Raw genomic sequence first — 22,657 nt, 5'->3', positions numbered from 1 at the left:
GGCTCCGCAGGTGCCTGACACCCTTGTGTGCCACGACTGTCTCCATCGTAGGGTGTCAGGCACCTGCGGAGCCTGACACCTGGCATCACTGCAGGCCGCCAGCCGCCCCACTGCCCGCGGCACCCCCCAGTCACGGGCCTCCACCCCTGCAGGCAATGCTAAACTCTTACCACTTAAACCGGCGCCGATTTGCCTGATCCGCTTGCGGGCGCCTCTATAAATCCAGCTAAAGAGGTCCGTATGACCGCTCCCGCCCTTGATCCGGCCGGGGGGCTTGCCCCCGGCGCCATCACTCCAGCCGAACCTGGTTCGGTTGGCATCGTCACTCCCCAGCTGATCCGCTTCGACGAACCGCTGCCCTTGGCCGGTGGCCAATCGCTGCAATCGTACGAACTGGCGGTCGAGACCTACGGCACGCTCAACGCGCAGCGCACCAACGCCGTGCTGGTTTGCCATGCCCTGAATGCGTCCCACCACGTCGCCGGCCTGGCCGTCGACGATCCCACCGATATCGGCTGGTGGGACAACATGGTGGGCCCGGGCAAGTCCCTGGATACCAATCGCTATTTCGTGATTGGCGTCAACAACCTGGGATCTTGTTTCGGCTCCACCGGGCCGGCCAGCATCAACCCGGCCACCGGCCATCCCTGGGGTGCCGCCTTTCCCGTGCTGACGGTCGAAGATTGGGTACACGCCCAGGCACGCCTGGCCGACTATTTCGGCATCGAGCGTTTCGCGGCCGTCATGGGCGGATCGCTGGGCGGCATGCAGGCCCTCAGCTGGGCCATCACCTGTCCCGAACGGGTCGCCCACTGCATCGTGGTTGCCAGCACGCCGCGCCTGTCGGCGCAGAACATCGGTTTCAATGAAGTGGCGCGGCGCGCCATCATCACCGACCCCGACTTCCACGGCGGCGACTATTACGCGCACAACACCGTGCCGCGCCGCGGCCTGTCGGTGGCGCGCATGCTGGGCCACATCACGTACCTGTCCGACGATGACATGGCCGAGAAATTCGGCCGTACCCAGCGCGAGCCGGCCGAAGGCGGCGCGTATCGCTACGGCTACGACGTCGAGTTCGAGGTCGAATCGTACCTGCGCTACCAGGGCGAGAAATTCACGCGCTATTTCGACGCCAATACTTACCTGCTGATCACCCGTGCGCTGGATTACTTCGATCCGGCACGCGGCACCGGCGGCGACCTGGCGCGCGCGTTGGCGCCGGCGCAGGCCGATTTCCTGCTGGTGTCGTTCTCTACCGACTGGCGCTTTCCGCCCGAGCGTTCGCGCGAGATCGTGCGCGCATTGCTCAAGAACGGCAGCCCGGTGACTTATGCCGAGATCGACGCGCCGCACGGCCATGATGCCTTCTTGCTCGACGACGCGCGCTATCACGCCGTGGTGCGTGGCTACTACGACCGCATTGCTCGCGAACTGGGCCTGGGCGAACCCGCGACGGCGGCCCTGGCCGCAGCCCCGTCAACCGAGCCGGCGGCCGTGCCGGCCTGCGCTGAAGGATATCCCGCATGAGTCCCGTTTCCGCCCGTTCCGGACGCACGGCCGGGATGCGTCCCGACCTGGTCCGCATCGCCAGCTGGATCGAGCCTGGCAGCCGGGTGCTCGACCTGGGTTGCGGCGATGGTGCGTTGCTGGCCTACCTGCGCGACCAGCGCCAGGTGCGCGGCGCGGGTGTCGAGATCGACGACCACCATGTCATTGCCTGCGTGGGCCGCGGCGTCGAGGTGATCCAGCAAAACCTGGAAGACGGCCTGGCCTTGTTCGACGACAAGCAGTTCGATACCGTGGTGCTGTCGCAGACGCTGCAGTCCATGCATCGCACCGAGCATATCCTGCGCGAGATGGCGCGGGTGGCGCGCTACGGCATCGTGTCATTCCCCAACTTCGGCTACTGGCCGCACGGCTGGTCGATCTTGCGTGGGCGCATGCCCGTGACCGGGCAGATGCCTTACCAGTGGTACAACACGCCCAACATCCACCTGTGCACCTTGCGCGATTTCGAACGCCTGGCCGGTGAGCTTGGGCTGCGCATACTCGAACGCGCCACATTCCACGAAGACCGCGAGATCACCGTGCTGCCGGGCTGGCGCAGCACTCTGGCGGTATATCGGTACGCGGCCTGAAGGGGCCCACCCCTGAAGCGCTGCGCGGCGGCGCGCGGCGAGCGGCTGACACTGGGGCAGCGCACCGCCGGCCGGCGGCCATTGGTTAATATGCCGTGTCCGGCGCCCGCCGCGCCGTCGTTGCCAGGAGCCCTCTATTTCCGCCGCATCCCATGTCTATTTCAGCCGCCGGGTGGCGCCTTTGCTGGTGCTGGGCTTTGCCAGCGGGTTGCCGCTGGCCCTTACCGGGGGAACCTTGCAGGCGTGGGCCACGGTCGATGGCGTGTCGCTGGAAGAAATCGGTTTCCTGACGCTGGTGGGATCGGCCTACACGCTGAAGTTCCTGTGGGCGCCGCTGGTCGACCGCTACGTGCCCCCGGTACTGGGGCGCCGGCGCGGCTGGATGCTGGTTACGCAGATACTGCTGGCGGCCACCATCATGGCCATGGGCGCGCTGTCGCCGGCCTCGGCCCTGTTGCCGCTGGCCTTGCTGGCTGTGGCGGTGGCGTTTTTCTCGGCCACCCAGGACATTGCCTTCGACGCCTATTGCACCGACGTGCTGCGCCGCGAAGAACGGGGGGCGGGGGCGGCCATCAAGGTGTTGGGCTATCGGCTGGCCATGGTGGTGTCCGGCGGGCTGGCGCTGATCCTGGCCGACCAGTGGCTGGGCTGGGGCGCGACCTACGTGTTGATGGGCGCGATAATGCTGGCCTGCGCGCTGGCCACCTTGTGGGCGCCCGAACCCGAACAGCCCGCCACCGCGCCGCGCAGCCTGGGCCTGGCGGTGGTCGAGCCATTCCGTGAATTCTTCAGCCGGCGCGGCGCCTATACCGTGCTGGCGCTGATCGTGCTGTACAAGCTGGGCGATGCCTTTGCGGGGGCATTGTCCACGACCTTCCTGATCCGCGGCGCCGGCTTCGACCCGACCGAAGTGGGCACCGTCAACAAGGTGCTGGGGCTGGTCGCCACTATCGTCGGCGCGCTGGCCGGCGGTTCGCTGATGGCACGCTGGGGGCTGTATCGTTCGCTGATGGCCTTCGGCATCTTGCAGGCCGTTTCCAACCTGGGTTACTGGGTGATCGCCGTCAGCCCCAAGAGCATCTGGCTGATGGGCGCCGCGGTGGGTATCGAGAACCTGTGCGGCGGCCTGGGTACCGCATCGTTCGTGGCGCTGCTGATGGCGTTGTGCCAGCAGCGCTTTTCAGCCACGCAATTCGCCTTGCTGTCGGCCCTGTCGGCCGTGGGCCGCATCTACCTGGCCGGCCCCCTGACGCCGCCGCTGGTGCACTGGCTGGGCTGGCCGGGTTTCTTCCTGCTGACGGTGGCCATCGCGCTGCCGGGCTTGTTGTTGCTCTGGAACCAGCGCCGTACCATCGACGCGCTGGAGCCGTCGGCCTGACGCGCGAGCCCGCCCCGGCTGTGCGCGGTGTCTTCGAGGTTGCCCATGCACGTTGAAACGTCCACATTGTTGCTGCATTCTCTGTACTTGGTGGCCATCGTGGCCGAGGCCATGACGGCTGCGCTGGCCGCGGGCCGCCGCGACATGGACTGGATGGGAGTGTGCATCATCGCCTGCGTGACGGCGCTGGGCGGCGGGTCTTTGCGCGATGTGCTGCTGGGCCATTACCCGCTGACCTGGGTGGCGCACCCCGAATATCTGGGCATGACGGCCGGCGCCGCGCTGCTGACCGCGCTGGGGGCGCCGCTGATGCGGCGCCTGCGCAGCCTGTTCTTGCTGCTGGACGCGGTGGGGCTGGTGGCCTTCACCATCATCGGCTGCAAGGTCGCGCAGCAGATGCAGCTGCCGATCAGCATCGTGCTGATCAGCGGCATGATCACGGGCTGCGCGGGAGGCGTGCTGCGGGACGTGCTGTGCAACGACGTGCCCCTGCTGTTTCGCAAAGAGCTCTACGCCAGCGTGTCCCTGGTGACCGGTGGCCTGTATATGGGCTTGCTGGCAACTGGCTTGTCGCCCAATGCCGCGGTGCCGGTGGCGCTGGTGGTGGGCCTGGCTTTCCGCTTGCTGGCGCTGCGCTTCAATTGGCAGATGCCACGCTTCGTGTACCGCGACGACTGGCATTGAACCATTGCGGTGCAGTGCCCGGCCTTGCCCGCGTATCAGTAGTTCAAAGTACGACTCACTCGAGAATGAACAGGTGCACCCAGACCGGGGACGCAGCGGAGCCGGCTCCGCCGGTCCGCCAGCGTCGCCCCCCTGGGGGGGAAGCGCGCAGCGCTTCGGGGGGGGGCCTTAATACAAGCCCTGCTGCCGCATCGCGTCGGCCACTTTCACGAAGCCGGCGATGTTGGCGCCATCCAGGTAGTTGACCGCCGTGCCGCGGCCCTGGCCGTGGCGCACGCAGTTTTCATGAATGTCGCGCATGATGGCGTGCAGGCGCTGGTCGACTTCGTCGCGCGTCCAGGCCAGGCGGATGGCGTTCTGGCTCATTTCCAGGCCCGACACTGCCACGCCGCCCGCATTGCTGGCCTTGCCCGGCGCGTACAGCACGCCCGCCTCGATGAATGCCTTGGCGGCATCCAGGGTAGACGGCATGTTGGCGCCTTCGGCCACGCACTTCACGCCATTGGCGATCAGCGTGCGGGCGTCTTCCAGTTCCAGTTCGTTCTGGGTGGCGCAGGGCAGTGCCACGTCCACCGGCACGTGCCAGGGGCGCTTGCCCGCGACGTAGTTCAGCTTGAACTGCCCGGCGTACTCGGCCAGGCGGCCGCGCAGGTCGTTCTTCAGGTGCATCAGCGCACCCAGCTTCTCGTGGGTGAAGCCGGCCTCGTCGACCACTGTGCCGTCGGAATCAGACACGGTGACCACGCGGGCCCCCAGCGTCATGGCTTTCTCGATCGCGTACTGCGCCACGTTGCCCGAGCCCGAGACCGACACGCGCAAGCCGTCGAACGACAAGCCTTCGCGCTTGAGCATTTCTTCGGCAAAGTACACCGTGCCATAGCCGGTGGCTTCGGGACGGATCAGGCTGCCGCCAAAGGTCAGGCCCTTGCCGGTGAAGGTGCTGGCAGCCGAGTTGGACAGTTTTTTCATCATGCCGGCCATGAAGCCGACTTCGCGGGCACCCACGCCCATGTCGCCGGCCGGCACATCGGTGTCGGGCCCCAGGTGGCGGTGCAGTTCGAGCATCAGCGCCTGGCAGAAGCGCATGACCTCGCTGTCGGACTTGCCCTTGGGGTCGAAGTCCGAGCCGCCCTTGCCGCCGCCCATGGGCAGCGTGGTCAGGGCGTTTTTCAAGGTTTGCTCGAAACCCAGGAACTTCAGCACCGACAGGTTTACCGACGGATGAAAGCGCATGCCGCCCTTGAACGGGCCGATCGCCGAGCTGTGTTGCACGCGGAAGCCGCGGTTGACGTGGGCTTGGCCTCGGTCGTCGGTCCAGCACACGCGGAACTGGATCACGCGCTCGGGTTCGACCAGCCGTTCGAGCAGGGCGTGCTCGGCGTAATGGGGGTGTTGCTCAAGAAAAGGCCACAGGCTGGCCATCACTTCGTGCACGGCTTGCATGAATTCGGGTTGCTGCGGGTCGCGCGCAGCGACCTGGCGCAGAAAGTCGTCAAGACTCTGCAGTTTCACTCGGGTCTCCTGGGGAACGCCGCAAACCGGTGCAAGGTTGCCCGGATATGGTGCGAGTAGGGTCCAAGCCAGTGCGCGATTGCACTGGCTCGGTGCGGAATTGTACGAGCAACGGGAAGGCCGCGCAAAATGGCGCTGCCCGCAAACCCGCATGGATATTGGTGTTGCGGCTGGTTGATATTGGGGACGCATAATTCCGCCGGTGCTTTCAAGGGCCGCAGAACGGGCTGCGGCCAACATGCCGTGGCGCAATTTCCCTGGGTGAATAAAACCGTCCCTATATTTTTGACGCGGAGCGCAGGACGGCCGCCGTGCCATTGCCGCGGCGCCGGCTTGCTGGGCGGGCAGGGCAGGCCGGGCCGGGCGCCCTGCTCATGCCAATAATATGGCCCCAATTTTTTAAACACGGGGCCGGGCAACCAAGCCTATAAGGTGATGTCGTAGTCGATGGTCAGCGGTGCGTGGTCGCTGAAACGCTCGTCTTTGTAGATGGCGGCGCCGCGGGCACGGGCGGCGATGCCCGGCGTGGCGATCTGGTAGTCGATACGCCATCCTACGTTCTTGGCCCAGGCCTGGCCGCGGTTGCTCCACCAGGTGTATTGGTCGGGGCGTTCGTCCAGGGTACGGAACACGTCCACGAAGCCGCGCCGGTCGAACACTTCGGTCAGCCAGGCCCGCTCTTCGGGCAGGAAGCCCGAGTTTTTCAGGTTGCCTTTCCAGTTCTTCAGGTCGATTTCCTTGTGCGCGATGTTCCAGTCGCCGCAGATCACGAATTCGCGGCCGGTTTTCTTGTGTTCATCCATCATCTCGTCCAGCCAGGGGCCGAACACATCCAGGAAACGGTACTTGGCCTGCTGGCGTTCATCGCCGCTGGACCCCGAGGGCAGGTAGGCGCTGATGACCGACAGGTTCTTCCAGTCGGCGCGGATGATGCGGCCTTCGGCATCGAATTCTTCGCAGTTCAGCCCGGTTTGCACGCGCTCGGCGGTATTGCGCAAGTACATGCCCACGCCGCTGTAGCCCTTTTTGATCGCATGGCAGAAATGCCCGGTATAGCCGGGCGGGTGGCGCAGGTCTTCGGTCAGGTCTTCGTGGGAGACCTTGATTTCCTGCAGGCAAAGCACATCGGCGCCGTGGGCCTGCATCCAGGGTTGCAGGCCCTTGCGAAAGGCCGAGCGGATGCCATTGAGGTTGATCGAGGTAATGCGCAGCACGACGGAACTCCTGAAAAGCGGCCGGCCGGCGCCGGTCCAAGCGCCGAATTTAACCGACTGATGCACGGCTGGCGCAAGCCGGCCTCTGGCAAAGCGCGGGACGAAGGCAGCTAAAATGCTGCTCTCTTCTCGTTTTCCGGAAACCCCGTCGCATGGCCGCCGATTCTGCCACTTCTACCGACTTCGTCCGTTTCGCCCTTGACGAGGGTGTGCTGCGCTTTGGCAGCTTCAAGGTCAAGTCGGGCCGCATCAGCCCCTATTTTTTCAATGCGGGGCTGTTCAACAGCGGTGCCTCGGTGGGCCGGCTGGCACAGTTCTACGCCCAGGCGCTGCTGGATTCGGGCGTGGCCTTCGACATGCTGTTCGGGCCCGCGTACAAAGGCATTCCGCTGGCCACTGCCACGGCCGTGGCGCTGGCCGGCCACCCCGCCATGAAAGGGCGCGACGTGCCGTTCGCGTTCAACCGCAAAGAAGCCAAAGACCATGGCGAAGGCGGCACCCTGGTGGGGGCCTCGCTGCAGGGCAAGGTGGTCATCATCGACGACGTGATCACCGCTGGTACCTCGGTGCGGGAATCGGTCGAGATCATCCGCGCCGCCGGTGCCGAGCCGGCCGCCGTGCTCATTGCCCTCGACCGCCAAGAGCGTGCCGGGCCCGACGATGCCCTGTCGCCGCATTCGGCCGTGCAAGATGTGGCCAAGACCTACGGCATGCCAGTGGTCAGCATCGCATCGCTGGCCGATATCCTGGCCCTGCTGCAGCACGACGCGCAATTCGCCGGCAACCGCGACGCCGTACTGGCCTACCGGGCCAAGTACGGCATCCTGTAGCGCCTAGTTGACGTTCATGCCCTCGGCCTTGAGCACGGGGGTCCATTTGTCGATTTCGGACTTCACCCATTTTTGCAGCGACTCGGGCGTCTGGCGGTCTTTGGACACGATTTCCGCGCCCAGGTCGGCCATCTTGCCGGTGAATGCCGGAGACTGCAGCGCCGTCTGCAGCGCCTTGTTGAAAGTGGCAACGGATTCGGCGGGAGTGCCCGCCGGCGCGTAGATGCCATGCCACACCTTGACCTCGAAGCCCTTCAGCCCTTGTTCTTCCAGGGTGGGGGCGTCGGGCAGCTTGGAAATGCGGTCGTGCGTGGTGACGCCGTAGAACTTCACGTTGCCGGCCGCGATGTGCGGAATGGTCTGGGTGGTCTGGTCGCACAGCACGTCGACCTGTTCGCCCAGCAGCGCGGCCATCGCAGGGCCGGTGCCCTGGTACGGGATCGTGGTGAACTTCACGCCCAGGGCCTGCTGCAGCAGTGATCCGCAAAGCTGCGATACCGCGCCGGGGCCGGCATTGGCCAGGTTGATCTTGTCGGCGTTGCTCTTGGCGTACTGGATGAATTCCGCCATGTTGTTGGGCGGCAGGCTCTTGCGGCCCAGCAGCGTCATGGGCACATCGACGACTTCACCCACGTAGGCGAAGCTTTTCAGCGGGTCGAACTTCAAGTTCGGATACAGCGCCGTGGCCGTGGCCATGCCGTTGTGGTGGATCAGGTAGGTGTAGCCGTCGGGCTCGGCGTTGGCCACGAAGGTTGCCGCAAGCGTGCCGCCCGCACCGGTGCGGTTCTCGACCACGATGGGCTGGCCGAGTTCCTTGCTGAGTTCGTTGCCCAGCGTGCGCGCCACGACGTCGGTGGGGCCGCCCGCGGCGAAGGGCACTATCAGCGTGATCGGGCGCGTGGGGTAGTCGGCCGCGTAGGCTGCCGAGGCGATCGAAAGCGTGATTACCGACAGGGCAGCGGTGAGCGGTTGGCGAAAATTCATCCTATCTCCTGGTGTTCGCGTTATGTCTTGGGGTGGGCCCATGGCCCGGGCTGCTGTGCGCAACTGGCCCCGACATTATTCTTCCGCGAATCAGCGAGATCGGCTATTCAGCTTTGTGAAAGTTCGGATTTGAGAAGCGCGAAGCAGGGTAAACCCTGCTGTGGCTGGCGCCCGGGCGGCCGCCCGGGCTTTTTTCAGCTATCGAGCTTCTGCTTGAGCAGTTCGTTGACCTGCTGCGGATTGGCCTTGCCCTTGGCGGCTTTCATGATCTGGCCGACCAGCGAGTTGAACGCCTTCTGCTTGCCGGCGCGGTATTCGTCCACGATGGCCGGGTTGGCCGCCAGCACCTCGTCGATCATGGCACCGATGGCACCGGTGTCGCTGATCTGCTTCAGGCCGCGCGCCTCGATGATGGCGTCGGGCTGGCCGCCGTGCTCGCCGGCCCACATGGCCGCGAACACGTCGCGCGCGATCTTGTTGGAAATGGTGCCGTCGGCGATGCGGGCGATCAGGGCGGCCAGGGCGGAGGCCTGCACCGGCGCGTCGGCGATGTCTTTCTCTTCGCGGTTGAGGCCGGCGGCAAGTTCACCCATGATCCAGTTGGCCGCCTGCTTGGCCTGGCCGGCCGGCAATGCCCGCGCCGCGTCTTCGAAGTAGGCGGACAGGCCGCGGCTGGCCGACAACTGGGCCGCATCGTAGGCCGACAGGCCGTAGTCGCGCTCGAACCGGGCGCGCAAGGCCGCCGGCAGTTCGGGCATCTGGGCGCGCACCTGCTCGACCCATTCGGGCGAGATCACCAGCGGTGGCAGGTCGGGGTCGGGAAAATAGCGGTAGTCGTGCGCATCTTCCTTGCTGCGCATGCTGCGCGTTTCGTCGCGGTCGGCGTCGTACAGGCGGGTTTCCTGCACCACTGTGCCGCCGTCTTCGATCAGTTCGATCTGGCGGCGTGCCTCGAACAGGATGGCCCGTTCCAGGAAGCGGAAGGAATTGACGTTCTTGACCTCGGTACGCGTGCCGAATTCTTTCTGGCCTGCCGGGCGCACCGATACGTTGGCATCGCAGCGAAACGACCCTTCCTGCATGTTGCCGTCGCAGATGCCCAGCCATACCACCAGGCTGTGCAGCGCGCGCGCATAGGCTACCGCCTCGGCGGCCGAGCGCATTTCGGGTTCGGTCACGATTTCCAGCAGCGGCGTGCCGGCGCGGTTCAGGTCGATGCCGCTGGCCGGGGCGCCGCTGGCCAGCGCGAAGTCGTCGTGCAGCGATTTGCCGGCGTCTTCTTCCAGGTGGGCGCGCGTCAGGTTGATGGTTTTTTCTTCTTCACCCACGAAGAACGAGACGGTTCCGCCCAGCACCACCGGCAACTCGTACTGGCTGATCTGGTAGCCCTTGGGCAGGTCGGGGTAGAAGTAGTTCTTGCGGGCGAATACCGAGCGCGGTGCCACCGTGCCGCCGACCGCCAGCCCGAAGCGGATGGCGCGCTCGGCGGCCCCGCGGTTCATCACGGGCAGGCTGCCGGGCAGCGCCAGGTCGACCACGTTGGCCTGTGTGTTGGGCGCGGCGCCGAAGCGGGTGCTGCTGCCCGAAAAGATCTTGGCGTCAGTGGAAAGCTGGGTGTGCGTTTCCAGGCCGATGACGATTTCCCAGTTCATTGCTCGGTGCCTTGCTGGCCGGGCACGCGGCGGTGCCAGTCGGTGACTTGTTGATAGCGGTCGGCGATGGCCAGCAGGCGGCCTTCGTCGAAGTAGTTGCCGATGATCTGCAGGCCGATGGGGCGTGGGGGCGCACTAAAACCGCAAGGGATGGACATCGCCGGCAGGCCCGCCAGGCTGACGCCCAGCGTGTAGACGTCGGCCAGCCAGTCGGCGGTGGGGTCGTCGCGATTGTCGCCCAGGTTCTTGGCCACGGTGGGGGTCACCGGGCCCATGATCACGTCGCACTGGTCGGCATAGGCGCGCTGGAAGTCTTGCGCGATCAGGCGGCGCACCCGCTGGGCCTGCAGGTAGTAGGCGTCGTAGTAGCCGTGGGACAGCACGTAGGTGCCGATCAGCACGCGGCGCTTGACCTCGTCGCCGAAGCCCTCGGCGCGCGAGCGCGAGATCATCTGGTTCAGGTCGGCATATTCGGCCGCGCGGTGCCCGTAGCGCACGCCGTCGTAGCGGGCCAGGTTGCTGGACGCTTCGGCCGGCGCGATCACGTAGTAAGCCGGGATGGCCAGTTCGGTGCGCGGCAGCGACACCGCTACGCGTTGGGCCCCCAGGGCCTCGAACCGGGCCAGCGCGGCTTCGACCGCCGCGGCCACGTCGGGCGCCAGGCCGGCACCGAAATATTCTTGCGGCACGCCGATGCGCAGGCCCTTCAGGGGCTGGCTGCCGGCCGCATCGTAGCCGGCTTGCGCGGCGTCGTAGGCGGCGCGGATGCGGCCCGGCACGTTGGGCGTGCCGTCGCAGGTTTCCAGGCTGGTGGCGTCGTGGGGGTCGAAACCGCTCATGGGGTCGAGCAGTTCGAGCAGGTCGCGGCTGCTGGGGGCCAGCGGGCCGGCCTGGTCCAGGCTGGAGCCGAAGGCCACGATACCGAAGCGCGACACGGTGCCATATGTGGGCTTGATGCCGCTGACGCCGCACAGGGCCGCCGGCTGGCGTACCGAGCCGCCGGTGTCGGTGCCCGTGGCGGCCGCCACCAGGCGGGCCGCCACCGCGGCGGCCGAGCCGCCCGACGAACCGCCGGGCACGGCCGCGTGGTCCCAGGGGTTGCGCACCGGCCCGTAGGCCGAGTTCTCGTTGGCCGAGCCCATGGCGAATTCGTCGCAATTGAGCTTGCCCACCGAGACGGCGCCGGCGGCCTGCAGGCGCTGCACCACGGTGGCGTCGAAGGGGCTGGCGTAGCCCTCGAGCATCTTGCTGCCGGCGGTAGTGCGCCAGCCGCGGGTGACAAAGGCGTCTTTATGGGCGATGGGCACGCCGGCCAGAGGCCCGGCCGTGCCGGCAGCCAGGGCGGCATCGGCCGCATCGGCCTGCGCCAGCGTCAGGGCCTCGTCGATGTGCAGGAAACTGTTCAGGGCGCTGGCAGCGGCGGCCGCGTCCAGGGCGCTTTGCGCCAGTTCGCGGGCGCTGACCTGGCGCTGGGCAAGCGCGGCGCGCAGTTCGGCGATGCCGCCGAATTGGGTATGCAGGGCGGAAGTCGTCATGGCTTATTCGATGACCTTGGGAACCAGGAACAGGCCGTCGCGGGCGTCCGGCGCATTGGCCAGCAGCTCGGCCCGGCGCGCTTCCGAGGCCGTCTCGGTGACCGCATCCGGGCGCAGGCGCAAGGTGATGTCCTGGTGGGCCGACAGGGGGTGGGCCAGCGGCTCTACGCCCTGGGTATCGGCGGCCTGCAGCCGCTCGATCAGGTGAAGGATGCCGTTGAGTTCGTCCTGGGCGCGATTGCGCTGGTCGGGAGTCAATTCAATTCTGGCCAGCCGGGCAATGCGGGCCACGTCTTGTTCGTTGAGCGCCATGTGGGAAGCAGAGAAAAATCGAAGGTGGGCGGGCGGGCGTGCAAGGTCCGGGTTTTACACTGCCCGGCCCTGTGACAAACCATGAATAGCCCGCATTTATGCGCTATTTCCGGTGAAATTATAAGTTATCATTCACGGTTTAATCGCTGCACTCGACCGGCGGGCCTGGCTTGCCGCCCGCCGCCAGCAGTCCGGCCCTAATTTCCTGATTTTCGCTGAGCTCCCATGTTCGGATTCCTGCGCAGTTATTTTTCCAGCGATATGGCGATCGACCTCGGTACCGCCAACACGCTGATCTACGTCCGGGGCAAGGGCATCGTGCTCGACGAACCGTCGGTGGTCGCCATCCGCCATGAAGGCGGCCCGAATGGCAAGAAAATCATTCAGGCCGTCGGCCGCGAGGCCAAGCAGATGCTGGGCCGCGTGCCCGGCAACATCGAAGCCATCCGCCCCATGAAAGACGGCGTCATCGCCGATTTCACGGTAACCGAGCAGATGCTCAAGCAGTTCATCCGCATGGTCCACCCGCGCAACATGCTGGCGCCCAGCCCGCGCATCATCGTGTGCGTACCCTGCGGCTCCACGCAAGTCGAACGCCGGGCCATCCGCGAGTCCGCGCTGGGCGCGGGCGCCTCGCACGTGTACCTGATCGAAGAGCCCATGGCCGCGGCCATCGGTGCCGGCCTGGCGGTGTCCGACGCCAGCGGCTCGATGGTGGTCGATATCGGCGGCGGCACCACCGAAGTCGCGGTGATCTCGCTGGGCGGCATGGTGTACAAGGGCTCGGTAAGGGTCGGTGGCGACAAGTTCGACGAGGCCATCGTCAACTATATCCGCCGCAACTACGGCATGCTCATCGGCGAACCCACCGCCGAACTCATCAAGAAAGAAATCGGCTCGGCGTTCCCCGGTTCCGAAGTACGCGAAATCGAGGTCAAGGGCCGCAACCTGGCCGAGGGCGTGCCGCGCAGCTTCACGGTGTCCTCCAACGAAATCCTGGAATCGCTCACCGATCCGCTCAACCAGATCGTCTCGGCGGTCAAGATCGCGCTGGAACAGACCCCGCCCGAGCTGGGGGCCGACATCACCGACAAGGGCATTGCCCTGACCGGCGGCGGCGCGCTGTTGCGCGATCTCGACCGCCTGCTCCAGGAAGAAACCGGCTTGCCGGTCGTGGTGGCCGAAGACCCCCTGACCTGCGTGGTGCGCGGCTGCGGCGAGGCGCTCGAGCACCTAGAGAAACTGGGCGCTATTTTCATCAACGATTAGTCCGTCCCGCCGGCCGGCGCCGCCTCGCCGGCGCTGCCCGGCGCAGCGGTTTCGGGCTGACGCCTGGGTTCGGTATTCATGCAACGACAAGGGTCTCCACCGCTGTTCAGGCGCGGCCCGCCGGCCGAAGTCCGGTTGGCCGTCATGGTCGCCCTGTCGCTGGCCCTGCTGGTTCTCGATTCACAATTCCACGTCCTCGAACCCCTGCGGCGCGCGGTGGCCGTGGGCCTGTACCCGTTCCAGCGGGCCGTCATGGCGCCGCGCGACCTGGCCCAGCAGTTCAATGAATGGTTCAATGCCGCCAGCCGCATCCGCACTGAAAACGAGGCCCTGCAGCGCCAGCGCATCGAGCTGTCGCAGGTGGCGAGCCACGCCGCGCAACTGGCCGCCGAGAACGCCCAGTTGCGGCGCCTGCTGGGCGTGACCGATACTGTCGACCAGGCGGCCGTGGTGGTCGAAGTGCTGTACGAGCCGGCCAACAGCTTCCAACAGCGGCTGGTGTTCAACAAGGGCAGCCAGGCCGGGCTGGCCCCGGGCATGCCGGTCATCGACGAAGGCGGGGTGGTGGGCCAGATCGTGCGCGTCACGCCCATGGCGGCGGAAGCCGCGCTGGTCACCGACGAACGCGTGTCCGTGCCGGTACAGGTGCTGCGCAATGGCCTGCGCCTGATCGCTTTCGGCTCGAATGCGCCGGGCCGCATCGAAGTGCGCTACCTGGCCGCCAATGCCGACATCAAGGAAGGGGATATCATCGTTACCAGTGGCGTCGGCGGGCTGTTTCCCGCCGGCCTGCCAGTGGCCAAGGTGCTGACGGTCGAGCGCGATACCGCATCGGGATTCGCGCGCGCCATTTGCGAACCCCTGGCCCATCCCGAGCGCTACCGCCATTTCCTGGTGTTGCAGGTCGACGTGGCACGCGCGCAATCAAATCTTCAAGAGGCCGATACCGGTGGATCGCAATAACCAGGCGGCACAGCAGGCCCCGCGCCGCCTGGGTACGCCCAGCAATGTACGTCCCGAGCGCCTTGCGCGCCCGGCGCACGGGGCGTTTGTCTGGGGCACGCTGCTGCTGGCCTGGCTGCTGTCGCTGCTGCCCTGGCGGGTATGGGACGGCGCGCCCGACATCCTGCTATTGGTGCTGGCCTTCTGGTGCGTGCATGAACCTCGCCGGGTTGGCCTGGTGGCGGCATTCTGCTTCGGCTTGCTGCTGGATGTGCACGATGCCAGCGTGCTGGGCGGGCATGCGCTGTCGTATACGCTGGTGGCCTATGGGGCGGTGGCGTTGCATCGCCGCCTGCAGCGCTTCGACCCCTGGAGCCAGGCCATGCACATGCTGCCAGTGTTCTTTGTGGCGCGGCTGGTGCAGCAGATGCTGCTTGCCTGGCTGGCCGGCAAATGGCCGGGCTGGGACTGGACCCTGGGCGTGTTGCTCACTGTAGCGATCTGGCCGCTGGCCGGCTGGGTGCTGCACCTGCCGCAGCGCGGCACCGACGACGTCGAATCGTCATCCGTTTAGGGCCTGTTTTCACGACAGGCCCCGCCCATGTTCGAGTTCAAGAAAACCGGCCAACAGCAGAAGCAGCGATTCAGGTTGCGCGCCTGGGTGGGCGGCGTGTTCGCGCTGGCCTGCTTTGGCGTGCTGGTGGGCCGCTTCTGGTATTTGCAGGTCGACCGCTACGAAGGGCTGTCCGAACGCGCCGACCGCAACCGCATCGCGGTGGTGCCGATCGCGCCGCGGCGCGGCGAGATCCTGGACCGCAACGGCCAGGTCATGGCGCGCAACTACCGCACTTATACGCTCGAAGTGGTGCCGGCCCAGGCCGGCGACGTCGATGCGCTGCTCGACCGCCTGACGCCCATTGTGTACGTCAGCCCGGGCGACCTGCGCCGCTTCAAGCGCCGCGTGGTCGAATCCAGCCGCTATGCCAGCCTGGTGCTGCGCAATAACCTGAACGAAACCGAGGCCTCCTGGTTCGCGGCCCATGCTTTTGAATTCCCCGGCGTCGAGCTGCGGGCCCGCTGGGTGCGCGAATACCCCCAGGGCGCCACGGCCGGCCACGTGGTGGGCTATATCGGCCGCATCGCCGACAACGACATCGAGGCCCTGGAAAACGCCGGCCAGCTGGGCAACTACCGCGGTACCGATGTCATCGGCAAGAAGGGCATCGAGAAAAGCTGGGAACAGCAATTGCACGGCCAGACCGGCGTCGAAGAGGTCGAGGTCACCGCCAGCGGGCGCCCGGTGCGCACGCTGCGCCGCATCGATCCGGTGCCCGGTTCCGACATCATGTTGTCCATCGACCTGGACTTGCAGCGCGTCGCCGAGGAAGCGTTCGGCACCCAGCGCGGCGCCCTGGTGGCCCTGGACCCCGATACCGGCGAAGTGCTGGCCTTCGTGTCGCAGCCGTCGTTCGACCCGAACCTGTTCATCGACGGCATCGATGTCGAGAACTGGCGCCTGCTGAACGAATCGCCCGACCATCCCCTGATCAACCGGCCGCTGTACGGCACGTATCCTATCGGTTCGACCTACAAGCCCTTCGTGGCGCTGGCCGCGCTGGAGCTGGGCGTGCGCAGCGCCACCGAGCGTATCTCCGATCCGGGCTACTACGAGTTCGGCGGCCAGCGGTTCCGCAACGCCGGCGGTGCCGCCTATGGCATGACCGACATGCACCGCGCCATCGTGGTGTCGTCGGACACTTACTTCTATTCGCTGGGCCCGGAAATCGGCGTGAACGCCCTGCACGATTTTTCCAAGCAATTCGGCTTCGGCCAGATCACCGGCATCGACCTGGACGGCGAGCGCGCCGGCGTGCTGCCGTCCACTGAATGGAAGCGCAAGGCGTACAAAGAACGCGAACGGCAGCGCTGGTATGCGGGCGAGACGATCTCGGTGGCGGTGGGGCAGGGCTACAACTCGTTCACGCTGCTGCAATTGGCCCAAGCCACTTCTACGCTGGCCAATAGCGGTGCCTACCGGCGGCCCCACCTGGTGCACGCGGTACGCGACACCCGCACCGGCAAGACCAGCGTGACGCCTTCGGCACCGCAGCACCGCATTCCGCTCAAGCAGCAGAACGTGGACATCATCAAGGCCGCCATGGCCGATGTGGTTCGCGCGGGCACGGCGCGGCTCGCCTTCGCCGGCGCCCCGTACCAGGCTGCCGGCAAGACCGGCACCGCGCAGGTATTCAGCTTGCGCGGTTCGCAGTACCGGGCCAGCGAGCTCGACGAGCGCTTGCGCGACCACGCGCTGTTCATGGGTTTCGCGCCTTTCGACCGGCCGCGCATCGCGCTGGCGCTGCTGGTCGAGAACGCCGGCTGGGGCGCAAGCGTGGCCGCGCCCATTGCCCGCAAGGTCTTCGACTACTGGCTGGCCAAGACGGCGCCGGCTGCGCCCACGCTGCCGGCCGCCGCGCCGTCCACAGAGCCAGGCACGACCGCGGCCCAGCCGGCCCCTCCGGCGCCTGGGCCCAGGCCGCGTCCGGCACCCAAGGCCACCGCCGCTCCCAAGCCGCCTGCCATGCCGGCGCGGCGCACGCCTTCGACCGCGCCGGCGTTGTCCGACCTGACCGACCTGTTCGAGTCGTCTGCCACCGGAGACAAGCCATGAAACGCCTGGGTGCCTTGCTGGCGCGCGTATTCCTTGCGTTCGACTGGCCTTTGCTGGTCATCCTGGCGCTGTTCGCCGCGCTGGGCCTGACGGTCATGCACTCGGCTGTCGGTAGTACCGACTGGCGCTTCGCCGAACAATCGCGCAATTTCCTGATCGCCTTCTGCGCCATGTGGGTCATGGCGCTGGTGCCGCCCAAGATGCTGATGCGGCTGGCCCTGCCGTTCTATGCCGTGGGCGTGGTGCTGCTGCTGGGCGTGGAGTTCTTCGGCGAAACCAGCAAGGGCGCGACGCGCTGGCTGGACTTGGGCATTACGCGCATTCAGCCATCTGAAATGCTGAAGATCGCGGTGCCGTTGATGCTGGCCTGGTATTTCCAGCGCCACGAAGGCGAAGTGCGCGTCCGCGACTTCCTGGTGGCGGCGGCGATGCTGGCGGCTCCGTTCGGCCTGATCGTGCTGCAGCCCGACCTGGGCACGGCGCTGCTGGTGTTCGGCGCCGGTTTCTGCGTCATCTACTTTGCCGGCCTGTCGTTCAAGCTGTTGGCACCGCTGGCGGTGATCGGCATCCTGGGCATCGGGACCCTGATCTACTACGAAGACACGCTATGCCAGTCCGGCATCGATTGGGTGCTGCTGCACGACTACCAGAAGCAGCGCGTCTGCACGCTGCTCAATCCCAGTTCCGACCCGCTGGGCAAGGGCTTTCACACGATCCAGTCGATGATCGCCGTGGGGTCTGGCGGCTTGTACGGCAAGGGCTACATGCGGGGCACGCAGACGCACCTGGATTTCATCCCCGAGCGCACCACTGATTTCATCTTCGCCGTGTATGCCGAGGAATTCGGCTTGTACGGGGGCGTGGCGATGCTGGTGCTGTACGTGTTGCTGATCGCGCGCGGCCTGACCATCGCCATGCGGGCGTCGTCGCAGTTCGGCCGCTTGCTTGCTGGTGCGCTGACGATGATGGTGTTCATCTATGTCTTCGTCAACGTCGGGATGGTGACCGGCATCCTGCCCGTGGTGGGCGTGCCCTTGCCGTTCATGAGCTACGGGGGGACGGCGCTGTTCACCATGGGGATTGCGTGCGGGATATTGATGAGTATTTCGCGGCATCGGGGGGAGCAGTCCTAGCGGGTTGAAGGTTCTTGTGGTTCTGGGACGTCGGTCACTGAGGGCTGGGGTGGCCTCAAGTTTTCGCATCGCTGGGATGGCCGGGGTTCTTGCCGTTGCGAGTAGGCGCGCAAGGCCTCGTCAAAAAAACCTACAGCACCATCCGCAGGTGTTCATCCAGGTGCACGGTCGGGGGCACGCGCCATCCGCTTTGGGCGTAGCGCAGCCAGCGCCCCAGTACCAGGTGGGTCAGCAGGCTGGCGTGTGCGGTGATGTTGGCGTCCGGAGCCAGGTCGCCGTTGCTGACGGCCACGCGCAGCGATTGCTTCAGCGTGGCCTCGATGCGGTCGTTGATGTGGTTGATGCGTTCTTGCAGGCGGTTGTCTTCGGTGACCAGCGCGTCGCCGGTCAGTACCCGCGTCATGCCCTTGTTGCGCTCGGAAAACGCCAGCAGCATCGATACGGTCTTGCGTGCCTGCCCCAGGCCGTGGGGCTCGGCCGCGGCGATCTGGTTGACCAAGGTGAACAGGCTGACTTCGATGAACTCGATCAGGCCCTCGAACATCTGGGCCTTGCTGGCAAAGTGGCGGTACAGTGCCGCTTCGGACACCTGCATGCGTGCGGCCAGGGCGGCCGTGGTGATGCGGGCCGCGTGCGGTTGTTCCAGCATTTCCGCCAGGGTTTGCAGGATCTGGGTCTTGCGCTCGCCGGGTTTGCTTGCCATGGCCTGACAATGATGGGTGGAAGAGAAGGCAGCGCGCTAGCCGCGTAGCGGGCGGCGGCGCAGCAGCAGGTCGCTGACCGAGTTTACCCGTAAGTCGACGTAGCCCGGCCGGTGGTTGGCGCCGCATGCAAACGGCGTGCCCGGGTGATACACATGCACGGTGCGCAGCCCGACCCGGCGCGCTCCGCGCAGGTTCGGCAGGGTGTCTTCGACCAGCACCGCGCGTGATGCGGGCACTCCTTCGCGCGCCAGCACGTAGCGCAGCAGGGCGGGCGAGGGCTTGGGACGGAACTCGCCATGCAGGCGCATGTGCTCGATGGCCCACAGGCTGTCGAAATGGCGCAGGATGCCCAGGCGCCGCAGCACGGCGCGCGCGTAATGGAACGGCGCGTTGGTCAACAGTACCTTGCGGCCGGGCAGTCGGCGCAGCTTGGCCGCCAGGGCGGTCTCGGCGCGCACCAAAGGCTTGACGTCGAAATCGTGGCTGCGGCGCAGGAAGGCATTTGCGTCGATACCGTGGTGGCGCACCATGCCGATCACGGTGGCTCCGTAGCGGCGCCAGTACTGGGCGCGCAACTGGTTGGCGGTATCGATGTCCACGCCCAGCGACTCGGCCACGGCCGCCGTCATGCCCTGGTCGATGAGCGGAAAGATGGCGTGCGAAGTGTCGTGCAGCGTGTTGTCCAGGTCGAACAGCCACAGGCGGTCGGGCACGCCCGTGGCGATGCGGCGCGAACGGCGCTGGCGCGCCGCCGGCCGCAGCAGATGGCGATGCACCTGCATCAGTGCGAGCTGATCATGGTGCCGACGCCTTGGTCGGTCAGGATCTCCAGCAGCAGGCAGTGGGGGACGCGGCCGTCGACGATGTGCACGGAATTCACGCCATTCTTGGCGGCATCCAGCGACGAGGCAATCTTGGGCAGCATGCCGCCCGAGATGGTGCCGTCGGCGAACAGTTCGTCGATGGTCTGGGCCGAGAGGCTGCGCAGCAGCTTGCCGCCCTTGTCCAGCACGCCCGGGGTGTTGGTCATCATCAGCAGCTTTTCCGCGCCCAGCACTTCGGCCATCTTGCCGGCCACCACGTCGGCGTTGATGTTGTAGGCGGTGCCGTCTTCGCCATAGCCTATGGGCGAGATCACAGGGATGAACTGGTCGTCTTGCAGGGCCTTGACCACGGCGGGCTCGACCAGGGTGATGTCGCCCACGAAACCGATGTCGATGGGTTCGTCGGGATTGTCTTTATTGGCCATCAGCTTCTTGCGGGCCTGGATCAACATGCCGTCCTTGCCGGTCAGGCCCACGGCCTTGCCGCCGACCTCGTTGATCATCATGACGATGTCTTGCTGGACTTGTCCGCCCAGCACCCATTCGACCACTTCCATGGTCTCGGCATCGGTGACGCGCATGCCTTGCACGAAAGTGCCTTGCTTGCCGATCCGGCGCAGGGCGTCATCGATCTGCGGGCCGCCACCGTGCACGACCACCGGGTTCAGCCCCACCAGCTTGAGCAGCACCACATCGTGGGCAAAGCTGCGCTGCAGGCGTTCTTCGGTCATGGCATTGCCGCCGTACTTCACCACGATGGTCTTGCCATGGAATCGTCGAATATACGGCAGTGCTTCGGAAAGAACGGCTGCTTTGATAGCGGGCGACGAAACAGCGGCAGGGTCGGGGGTGTCGGTCATGGCAAGAGGAGCTCGGCTAAAGAGTGGAAAAAGGAAAAATGCCTGCGCCGGCGCGGGCTCGGCGCTGCCAGGGCAAGCATACGGCAGATTGTAGTCCGGGCGAATTACTTATACCCAAAACCCATGATGTTATGCCCGACAAATAACCGCCATTCAGGTAAATTGGGGGCGTTTTTGCAACGGCCGCGGCCCGTCCGGCCCGGGCGGCCGCCCCAGTCCCATCCCACGAGGTTACCTATGCGCTTCCTTCTTGCCCGGACGGCCCTGCTGGCGTCCGCCTTCTTGCTGGCCGGTGCCGCCCATGCCGAAAAACTCATCGTGGGGGCCACCCAGGTGCCGCACGCCGAGATCCTGGAAGTGGTCAAGCCCGTGCTGGCCAAAGAAGGCGTGGAACTGGATATCAAGGTGTTCAGCGACTACGTGCAGCCCAACCTGCAACTGGTCGACAAGGAACTGGACGCCAACTTCTTCCAGCACAAGCCGTACCTGGACACCTTCAATAAAGACCGCGGCGCGCACCTGGTGCCGGTGGGCCTGGTGCACGTCGAGCCGTTCGGCGGTTATTCGCGCCAGGTCAAGTCGGTGGCCGAGTTGCCGTCGGGCGCCACGGTGGCCATTCCGAACGATCCGTCCAACAGCGGCCGCGCCCTGTTGCTGCTGCAAAAGCAGGGCCTCATCAAGCTGAAAGATCCGGCCAATATCGTGGCCACGCCGCTCGACATCATCGAGAACCCCAAGAATCTGAAGTTCCGCGAGCTCGAGGCCGCCATGCTGCCGCGCGCGCTTGATGACGTGGCGCTGGCGCTCATCAATACCAACTACGCGCTGGAAGCGGGCCTGGTGCCCACCAAAGATGCGCTCTTCATCGAGGGCGCCGATTCGCCCTACGCGAACCTGGTGGCTGCGCGCCAAGACAACCAGGATTCGCCGGCCATCAAGAAGCTGGTCGATGCCTTGCACACGCCCGAGGTGAAGCAGTTCATCCAGGACAAGTACAAGGGCGCCGTGGTGCCCGCCTTCTGATCTGTTCCGGCCAGGCCGGGCTCGCCCGATCGCCCCGCCCTAGGCGGGGCGATCGCCTTTCAGGGTGATGCGGTGCATGATGCGGCGGTGGCCGTGGTAGTCATTGACCGGATTGTGCTGCGTGCAGCGGTTGTCCCAGAAGGCGATGGTGTCGGGTTCCCAGGCGAAGCGGCAGGTGAATTCCGGCTTGACCTGGTGGCTGAACAAGAACTGCAGCAAGGGCGCGGATTCTTCGCGGCGCATGCCCTTGATGCCCACCGTGTGCGCCACGTTCACGTACAGGGCCTTGCGGCCGGTTTCCGGGTGGGTGCGCACCACCGGGTGCTCGGCCATGTATTCCTTGGGCGCCTCGCGCCCATCGGTACGGATACGGTCTTCGCGGGTCTTCGAGACATCGGCCTGCGCCGAACTGCTGATGCCCACCAGCCCGTCCAGCAATCCGCGCAGGGTGTCGGACAGCGATTCGTACGCCATGTACTGATTGGCGAACAAGGTGTCGCCGCCATAGGGCGGGACTTCGCGCGACAGCAGCATCGAGCCCATGGGAGGCTCTTGCAGGTAAGTGGTGTCCGAATGCCAGATGCCGCCGAAGTTCGAGGTCTCGTGCTCCAGCTTCTTGACCTCGATGATGGTGGGATAGTCCTCCAGGCCGCGCACGAACGGGTATTCGACGGGCTCGCCCATGGCTTGCGCGAACGCCAGGTACTGCGACGGCGTAAGTGGCTGGTTCTTGATGAAGATGACCTGGTGGTCCAGCAAGGCCTGGCGCACGGCGGTGGCCTGGTCGGCGCTCAGGCCACCGGCCAGGTCGATGCCTGACAGTTCGGCGCCCAGCGCGCCGGCGATTTTCCGGATTTTCATGGCAGTCGGTTCCTAGGCGGGCGAAAAGGGTGCCCATGCACGAGGTACATGGTATTGCCGCTCGCGGGCAGGAACAAATCAAATAATATGAGGGATTATTCAGATATTTTTAGCTATCCGGGCGCGGG

Annotated in this window: 21 protein-coding genes and 1 riboswitch; of the genes, 11 read left to right on the top strand and 10 right to left on the bottom strand. The window is 65.9% G+C overall.

Features of this window, described 5'->3' with window-relative positions; genetic code table 11:
* Positions 1-171: 171 nt before the first annotated feature.
* Positions 172-251, top strand: a riboswitch (SAM riboswitch).
* The 4 genes from KW845_RS16315 to KW845_RS16300 all read left to right on the top strand — a co-directional run bounded on the left by KW845_RS16315 (position 241) and on the right by KW845_RS16300 (position 4,203).
* Positions 241-1,530: a homoserine O-acetyltransferase gene (locus KW845_RS16315; protein ID WP_218370378.1), complete on the top strand. Its 1,290-nt coding sequence runs from the start codon at positions 241-243 to the stop codon at positions 1,528-1,530. (Overlaps the previous riboswitch by 11 nt.)
* A complete protein-coding gene (gene metW / locus KW845_RS16310) occupies positions 1,527-2,141 on the top strand; it encodes a methionine biosynthesis protein MetW (RefSeq protein ID WP_218370376.1) in 615 nt (204 codons plus the stop codon). The genes KW845_RS16315 and metW overlap by 4 nt, the downstream gene beginning before the upstream one ends.
* A 172-nt stretch (positions 2,142-2,313) precedes the next feature.
* Positions 2,314-3,519 (top strand): muropeptide transporter, encoded by a 1,206-nt coding sequence (locus KW845_RS16305; RefSeq protein ID WP_370628240.1) that lies wholly within the window; start codon positions 2,314-2,316, stop codon positions 3,517-3,519.
* A gap of 111 nt (positions 3,520-3,630) precedes the next feature.
* Positions 3,631-4,203: a trimeric intracellular cation channel family protein gene (locus KW845_RS16300; RefSeq protein ID WP_370628268.1), complete on the top strand. Its 573-nt coding sequence runs from the start codon at positions 3,631-3,633 to the stop codon at positions 4,201-4,203.
* Between the two features lie 168 nt (positions 4,204-4,371).
* Here KW845_RS16300 and gdhA read toward each other — a convergent pair whose 3' ends face one another.
* Together gdhA and KW845_RS16290 are read right to left on the bottom strand one after the other, a co-directional pair.
* Positions 4,372-5,715: an NADP-specific glutamate dehydrogenase gene (gene gdhA, locus KW845_RS16295; protein ID WP_218370372.1), complete on the bottom strand. Its 1,344-nt coding sequence runs from the start codon at positions 5,713-5,715 to the stop codon at positions 4,372-4,374.
* 425 nt (positions 5,716-6,140) lie between these two features.
* A complete protein-coding gene (locus KW845_RS16290) occupies positions 6,141-6,929 on the bottom strand; it encodes an exodeoxyribonuclease III (RefSeq protein ID WP_218370371.1) in 789 nt (262 codons plus the stop codon).
* A gap of 152 nt (positions 6,930-7,081) precedes the next feature.
* Between KW845_RS16290 and pyrE the strand changes: the two genes are divergently transcribed.
* On the top strand, positions 7,082-7,759 hold the full coding sequence (pyrE, locus tag KW845_RS16285) for an orotate phosphoribosyltransferase (RefSeq protein WP_218370369.1): 678 nt from the start codon (positions 7,082-7,084) through the stop codon (positions 7,757-7,759).
* Between the two features lie 3 nt (positions 7,760-7,762).
* Here pyrE and KW845_RS16280 read toward each other — a convergent pair whose 3' ends face one another.
* The 4 genes from KW845_RS16280 to gatC form a co-directional block, all read right to left on the bottom strand.
* The gene (locus KW845_RS16280; protein ID WP_218370367.1) at positions 7,763-8,743 is read right to left on the bottom strand and encodes a tripartite tricarboxylate transporter substrate-binding protein; all 981 of its coding nucleotides are present in this window, start codon (positions 8,741-8,743) and stop codon (positions 7,763-7,765) included.
* A 194-nt stretch (positions 8,744-8,937) separates the two neighbouring features.
* Positions 8,938-10,395, bottom strand: a complete 1,458-nt coding sequence (gene gatB / locus KW845_RS16275; protein ID WP_218370365.1) for an Asp-tRNA(Asn)/Glu-tRNA(Gln) amidotransferase subunit GatB — start codon at positions 10,393-10,395, stop codon at positions 8,938-8,940.
* Positions 10,392-11,930 carry an Asp-tRNA(Asn)/Glu-tRNA(Gln) amidotransferase subunit GatA gene (gene gatA / locus KW845_RS16270; RefSeq protein WP_218370364.1) on the bottom strand — a complete coding sequence of 513 codons (1,539 nt, stop codon included), beginning with the start codon at positions 11,928-11,930 and terminating at the stop codon, positions 10,392-10,394. Before gatA ends, gatB begins: the two co-directional genes overlap by 4 nt.
* Positions 11,931-11,933: 3 nt before the next feature.
* Positions 11,934-12,242 (bottom strand): Asp-tRNA(Asn)/Glu-tRNA(Gln) amidotransferase subunit GatC, encoded by a 309-nt coding sequence (gene gatC / locus KW845_RS16265; protein ID WP_218370363.1) that lies wholly within the window; start codon positions 12,240-12,242, stop codon positions 11,934-11,936.
* A gap of 225 nt (positions 12,243-12,467) precedes the next feature.
* Here gatC and KW845_RS16260 point away from each other — a divergent pair, with 225 nt between their 5' ends.
* From KW845_RS16260 to rodA, 5 genes are all read left to right on the top strand, one after another.
* Positions 12,468-13,511, top strand: a complete 1,044-nt coding sequence (locus KW845_RS16260; RefSeq protein WP_218370362.1) for a rod shape-determining protein — start codon at positions 12,468-12,470, stop codon at positions 13,509-13,511.
* A 78-nt stretch (positions 13,512-13,589) separates the two neighbouring features.
* Positions 13,590-14,474 carry a rod shape-determining protein MreC gene (gene mreC, locus KW845_RS16255; protein ID WP_218370361.1) on the top strand — a complete coding sequence of 295 codons (885 nt, stop codon included), beginning with the start codon at positions 13,590-13,592 and terminating at the stop codon, positions 14,472-14,474.
* Positions 14,461-15,027, top strand: coding sequence for a rod shape-determining protein MreD (gene mreD / locus KW845_RS16250; protein ID WP_218370360.1), 567 nt, complete (start codon positions 14,461-14,463; stop codon positions 15,025-15,027). The genes mreC and mreD overlap by 14 nt, the downstream gene beginning before the upstream one ends.
* A 27-nt stretch (positions 15,028-15,054) precedes the next feature.
* On the top strand, positions 15,055-17,124 hold the full coding sequence (gene mrdA / locus KW845_RS16245) for a penicillin-binding protein 2 (protein ID WP_218370359.1): 2,070 nt from the start codon (positions 15,055-15,057) through the stop codon (positions 17,122-17,124).
* Positions 17,121-18,257, top strand: a complete 1,137-nt coding sequence (rodA, locus tag KW845_RS16240) for a rod shape-determining protein RodA (RefSeq protein WP_218370358.1) — start codon at positions 17,121-17,123, stop codon at positions 18,255-18,257. Before mrdA ends, rodA begins: the two co-directional genes overlap by 4 nt.
* Positions 18,258-18,387: 130 nt before the next feature.
* On the opposite strand, the gene slmA is transcribed toward rodA, so the two are convergent.
* From slmA to argB, 3 genes are read right to left on the bottom strand one after another with little or no spacing between them, the layout of a single operon-like run.
* Entirely contained in the window at positions 18,388-18,960 is a 573-nt protein-coding gene (gene slmA, locus KW845_RS16235; protein WP_218370356.1) for a nucleoid occlusion factor SlmA, read from the bottom strand.
* Between the two features lie 36 nt (positions 18,961-18,996).
* Positions 18,997-19,743, bottom strand: a complete 747-nt coding sequence (locus tag KW845_RS16230; protein ID WP_218370354.1) for a pyrimidine 5'-nucleotidase — start codon at positions 19,741-19,743, stop codon at positions 18,997-18,999.
* Entirely contained in the window at positions 19,743-20,645 is a 903-nt protein-coding gene (gene argB, locus KW845_RS16225; protein ID WP_218370352.1) for an acetylglutamate kinase, read from the bottom strand. Before argB ends, KW845_RS16230 begins: the two co-directional genes overlap by 1 nt.
* Before the next feature lie 237 nt (positions 20,646-20,882).
* On the opposite strand from argB, the gene KW845_RS16220 reads away from it, so the two are divergent.
* Entirely contained in the window at positions 20,883-21,668 is a 786-nt protein-coding gene (locus tag KW845_RS16220; protein WP_218370351.1) for a MetQ/NlpA family ABC transporter substrate-binding protein, read from the top strand.
* 39 nt (positions 21,669-21,707) lie between these two features.
* On the opposite strand, the gene KW845_RS16215 is transcribed toward KW845_RS16220, so the two are convergent.
* On the bottom strand, positions 21,708-22,529 hold the full coding sequence (locus KW845_RS16215; RefSeq protein WP_218370349.1) for a TauD/TfdA family dioxygenase: 822 nt from the start codon (positions 22,527-22,529) through the stop codon (positions 21,708-21,710).
* Positions 22,530-22,657: the final 128 nt, after the last annotated feature.

Source organism: Bordetella sp. BOR01, assembly GCF_019218885.1.
Taxonomy (GTDB): domain Bacteria; phylum Pseudomonadota; class Gammaproteobacteria; order Burkholderiales; family Burkholderiaceae_B; genus Bordetella_A.
This window is presented reverse-complemented; position numbering and strand designations above follow the sequence as displayed.